Source organism: Mycolicibacter sinensis (assembly GCF_001667945.1).
GTDB classification, from domain to species: domain Bacteria; phylum Actinomycetota; class Actinomycetes; order Mycobacteriales; family Mycobacteriaceae; genus Mycobacterium; species Mycobacterium sinense_B.
Genome location: NZ_LZJK01000124.1, coordinates 1 through 4586, shown reverse-complemented (window position 1 = coordinate 4586; position 4586 = coordinate 1). Strand labels below are relative to the sequence as shown.

Here is a 4586-nt window from a genome sequence, read left to right as displayed (position 1 = left end):
CGGTGGCCGCTTTACGTCCATCACCGACACGATGACGAACCCAGCAACCGCGCTACACCACTATGCGGGACTCAACTCCGCCGGGCTTCTTTCGTGCTGATCCGCAACCGCTCACTCAAGGCCTTGATCAGCGAACACCCCGCCAACACCTCCCCATGGCCCTCCGCCACCAATCGGGCCAAGATCTGATGATCGATCACCGGCGCCTGCCACGCCAACGCCTCCCGGCGGGCCAGCACCTCCACCAACTCCTCGGGAGTCAACGCATCAAACGAACACTGCGCCAACCGGGCAGCAATCGCCTCCTGCTCATCGAGACATCCCATGATGGTGTCCCGATCGGCGAACGCATCCCTACCCACAATTCGAACACTAGTGCGAATCACCGACAAAAAACGGGCTCCGACCCGGCCCCGATTATTAAGGAACCAGTGAGAAATCCGGGCCGCGACAGGACGCCCCGCTGTCCGCCGCCGGGGCGGCCCAATCGATGACGGCGGCAATCGCCCAGCCCAGAACTCCGGCGACCAAGCCGAATCCCAGATGAAACAGCGCCTTTTCGCCGATCCCAGCCAGCGCGTGGCTGCCGATGAGCCACATCGCGAGCGGAACCCCAAGTGCGACAAGGTGAATCGGTGCCGCGGCCATTGCAACGAGCCACCGGCGCGCGCGCACCGCAGGGCTCGTCGTCAGCAGGCACAGCAGTGCCGCGGCCCCCAGATAGCGAAGGCCCGCCCACGGCCCGGGGCCCGACTGCAACCACATGGTCGCCACCGTCGATGCCGCCCCCACCGCGAGCACGGTCTGGGGCCGGCGAGCGGTCAGGGCGACCGCAACCAGCAACGTCAGCCACACCAGGCCGCGGTGCCCGGGCAGCCCCAGCGGCATCCGGACATCAGCGGAGAGGGCGATGACGGCGGCGGCGGCGGCCGGGAAGAGCACGTCACGGGCGAGCGTCAAGCCGGCTGCGTTACGGGTGGGCACGGGCATCACGGTCATCGCCTCAAGGTAGGCGCGACGGCCGTACCGCACAACCTCACCTGCGGACCGGATCGACCGTGTCCCGGCTTGAATGCGCCTCGGCGGCTTTGCCTAGCGTCATGCATATGCGGCATCTGCTCCAACTGGCTCTGGCGGTCCTGCTGATCATGGTCGGCGGGTGTGCCGGCGATTCCGAGAACCAGCACCACCTGGTCGTGCAGCAGGACGGCCGCGTGCTGGGTGAGTTCGATCTGGCGCGGCTGGCTGAGCTGCCCCAGATCGAGATCAGCACGCCGCAGTCGCACGGGAACGCGGTGCAGCGCGGCCCGGCGGTGCGCTCGGTCCTCGAGGCTGCCGGGGCCACCGCGATCAGCAGCATCCGCGTCGAGGGGCGGGATCCGGCGCAGACGCTGACCGCTGCCGAACTCACCGACCGGGTCGTGTTGAGCTTCACCAAACGCGACACCGTCAAACTGGCCGGGGCCGACCTCGCCCGCGACCGCTGGGTCCGCGATGTCAGCACCGTGGTCGTCAACCCGTGACCGTCTTCGCGGGCGTCGACCTGCTGATCGGGATCGACGACACCGACGACCAATTCAGCCCCGGCACCGGCCGGCGCGCCCGCGCGCTGCTACGCGAACTGGCCGCCGCCGGACTGGGCAGCGAGGCCGGCGCCACCCGTCACCAACTGCTCGTCGACGACCGCGTCCCCTACACCTCGCACAACTCCAGCGCCTGCCTGGCCTGGCGGAGCCCGGACGGCGACCCGCACGCGGTGCGCGACAAGATCATCGAATTCGTCGCCCGGTTCCTCGAACGCGTCTGCCCTCCCGCGGCCGATCCCGGCCTGGCCGTGGCCGTCCCGGGCGATCTGACCGACGCCGGGCCGCTGGTGGACTTCGGCCGCCGAGCCAAATGCGAAGTGCTGCAACGCGCCCAGGCCCGGCGGCTGGCCGACGAACTCGGTCTGCATCTGTCCGGGCACGGCGGCACCCACGACGGGGTGCTGGGCGCGTTGGCGGCGGTGGGCCTGCAGCTGTCCGGAGACGACGGCCTGTTCATCACGCTGCCCGGCCTCGGTGACCTGCCCCTCGAGGCGACCGTCGAGGAACTGCTGGCCAGCGTGCCCATCGACGACGCCCGCGACGCCAGTAACCGTCGGCCGGCGCCCGGGGAGCTCATCGAGTTGGGTGGCTGGGTCCGCCCGGTGCTGCTGGACGGGCGTGCCGTGCTGCTGCTGGACCCGCCGCGCCGGCACCCCGACGGCCGTCGTAGCTGGCGGACGGCGCCGCGGGCGGTCGTCAAAAAGCACTGAGCTGCTTCCGCAATTACGGGGGCGTGAGTAAAGTCAAGTGGCATATCGTGACGGTCAGCCGTCGAATGTGCCGCAGGTAAGGTCAGCGGCGATGTTCGGCGCACCGCAGTCCGGAAGGGGTCTCGCCATGGTGCTGCACGTCGTCCCGGAAGGCTTGGCTGCGACCAGCGCGGCGATCGAGGCGATCACCGCCTCGCTGGCGGCAGCCCACGCGACCGCGGCCCCCCTGATCACGGCGGTGGCACCCCCGGCCGTCGACCCGGTGTCGCTGCAGGCCGCGGCCGAACTCAGCATGCAGGGCAGCCAGCACGAGGCGGTCACCGCGCACGGCACCGAGGTGCTGGGGCGGGCCGGAATCGGGGTGGCCCAGGCCGGCATGAGCTACCGGGCGGCGGACACGCTGGCCGCCGTGACCTTCCCGCAGTAGTGATCATGACGGCCCCCGGGTGGATGGCGGCCCCGCCGGAGGTGCATTCAGCCATGCTGAGCACCGGGCCGGGACCCGGGCCGCTGCTGGCAGCATCGGCGGCCTGGGCGGCGCTCAGCGCCGAATACGACAGCGCCGCAGCCCAGCTCGGCGCGGTACTGGCCGACTCCCAGGGGGTGTGGGCCGGCCCGACCGCCGAGGCCTATGCCGCCGCGCACCTGCCCTACCTGGCCTGGCTGCAGCTGGCCGGCACGCTCAGTGCCCGCACCGCCACGCAGCACGAGGTGATTGCGGCGGCCTACAGCAGCGCCCTGGCGGCGATGCCCACCCTTGCGGAGTTGGCCGCCAACCATGCCACCCACGCGGTCCTGCTCGCGACCAATTTCTTCGGGGTCAACACCGTGCCGATCGCCGCCAATGAGGTCGACTACGCCCGGATGTGGACCCAGGCGGCCACCGTCATGAGCACCTACCAAGCCACCACCGAGACCGCGCGCAGCCTGGGCCACTCCAGCGGCAGCGCCCAGGCCGGCTCGGCTACCACCGGAAACGGCGGCGGCGGTGGCGGAGGTGGCAACGGCGGCGGCGGGGGTGGTGGCAATGGCGGTGGTGGCTCCTTCGATCTGCCGACGCCGGCCGAGATCTGGCAGATGCTGTTCGGCTCGGACGGCCAGCAGGTGCCCGGGCAGGGCCAGCCCAACTGGAGCCCGGCGGAATTCCTGCAGAACCTGTCCAACTTCTTCAATGGCAATGAGAAGGCGCTGGCCTGGTTGCAGCAGAACTTGTTTCAAGGCCCGTTGACTCCCGCCCAGTGGTGGCAGCTGGCGACCTACTTCATTTCCTGGCAGACCTACCGCGTCGTCAATTGGACGCTGCGCAGCCTGCGTTTCCTGGTGCAGATTTCCCCGCTGTTGGCCGGGGTCGGGGTGAACCTGTCGATCGCCAACCTGGCGGCCCTGGCACCCCTCGGTGGTCTGTCCGGGCTCAGCGGGCTGTCCGGGCTGGCCGGCGTCGCGGCGCCGCCGGTGATGCCGGCGCCGCCCGCGGTGGCGCCGGTCCTGCCCGGCGCCGTGACACCGTCTGCGCCGGCCCCGGCCGCGGTGGCCGGGTCAGCGGCGCCATCCGCCTCGGCGGCGACGCTGCCTGCGCCGGCCGCCCCCGCGGGTGCCCCACCGCCGCCGGCGGCGCCTCCGGCTATCGGTACCGAGGGCACGTTCCACAGCTATCTGGTGGGGTGGCTTCCGTCGTCGCAGGGCGTCGCCGGCAGCGCTGGCGCCAAGGCGGCCCGGCCTGCGACTGCCGCGGCGGCGGCGACGGCTGCCGCCGAGCCGCGGCACGGGGCCGCACGGAACACCGGCCGGCGGCGCGGCACCTTGATCGACCCCGGCTACCGCTACGAATACCTCGACGGCCATGACCCGGGCGCGACGCCGCGGGTCCAACAGGGTACGGCCGGCTTCGCGGGCACCCTCGGCAAGGCCGGCGTCATGAGCGCCACCGGCCTTGCGGAGCTGACCCGCGACAAATTCGGCGGCGGCCCCACGGTCCCGATGCTGCCCGACTCCTGGGGAGATGCCTGGCCGGCCGAGCCGACCTAGATTCCGCAATCGCGGATGTCAAAGGCGATATCGGTGGGTAGATCCTGTTAAATCTCGGACAATCAGTCCTCAGTTATTGACCGGACCGGCTCCCGCGGGCGTACCGTCAGGGCGTGCCGAAGCGGCCGGGGAACCGGACCGGCGTGGTTCGCGACTAACCGGTAGTGGAGAAAGACTAACCGGTAGTGGAGAAAGGAGTGCGGTGATGAGTTTGTTGGATGCCCATATTCCGCAGTTGGTGGCCTCGGAGTCGGCGTTTGGGGCG

The 4586-nt window shown here is 70.6% G+C and carries 6 protein-coding genes; 4 read left to right on the top strand and 2 right to left on the bottom strand.

Features of this window, described 5'->3' with window-relative positions; translation table 11 throughout:
• Positions 1 to 71: 71 nt before the first annotated feature.
• Together A5694_RS16110 and A5694_RS16105 are read right to left on the bottom strand one after the other, a co-directional pair.
• Positions 72 to 362, bottom strand: coding sequence for a hypothetical protein (locus A5694_RS16110; protein ID WP_064922945.1), 291 nt, complete (start codon positions 360 to 362; stop codon positions 72 to 74).
• A 58-nt stretch (positions 363 to 420) separates the two neighbouring features.
• A complete protein-coding gene (locus A5694_RS16105) occupies positions 421 to 999 on the bottom strand; it encodes a hypothetical protein (protein ID WP_064922949.1) in 579 nt (192 codons plus the stop codon).
• Between the two features lie 107 nt (positions 1000 to 1106).
• Between A5694_RS16105 and A5694_RS16100 the strand changes: the two genes are divergently transcribed.
• The 4 genes from A5694_RS16100 to A5694_RS16085 all read left to right on the top strand — a co-directional run bounded on the left by A5694_RS16100 (position 1107) and on the right by A5694_RS16085 (position 4321).
• Positions 1107 to 1523 carry a hypothetical protein gene (locus A5694_RS16100; protein WP_064922943.1) on the top strand — a complete coding sequence of 139 codons (417 nt, stop codon included), beginning with the start codon at positions 1107 to 1109 and terminating at the stop codon, positions 1521 to 1523.
• A complete protein-coding gene (locus A5694_RS16095; RefSeq protein WP_064922941.1) occupies positions 1520 to 2296 on the top strand; it encodes a hypothetical protein in 777 nt (258 codons plus the stop codon). The genes A5694_RS16100 and A5694_RS16095 overlap by 4 nt, the downstream gene beginning before the upstream one ends.
• Positions 2297 to 2423: 127 nt before the next feature.
• Positions 2424 to 2723: a PE family protein gene (locus A5694_RS16090; protein WP_064922939.1), complete on the top strand. Its 300-nt coding sequence runs from the start codon at positions 2424 to 2426 to the stop codon at positions 2721 to 2723.
• Between the two features lie 5 nt (positions 2724 to 2728).
• Entirely contained in the window at positions 2729 to 4321 is a 1593-nt protein-coding gene (locus tag A5694_RS16085; protein ID WP_234786449.1) for a PPE family protein, read from the top strand.
• Positions 4322 to 4586 lie beyond the last annotated feature (265 nt).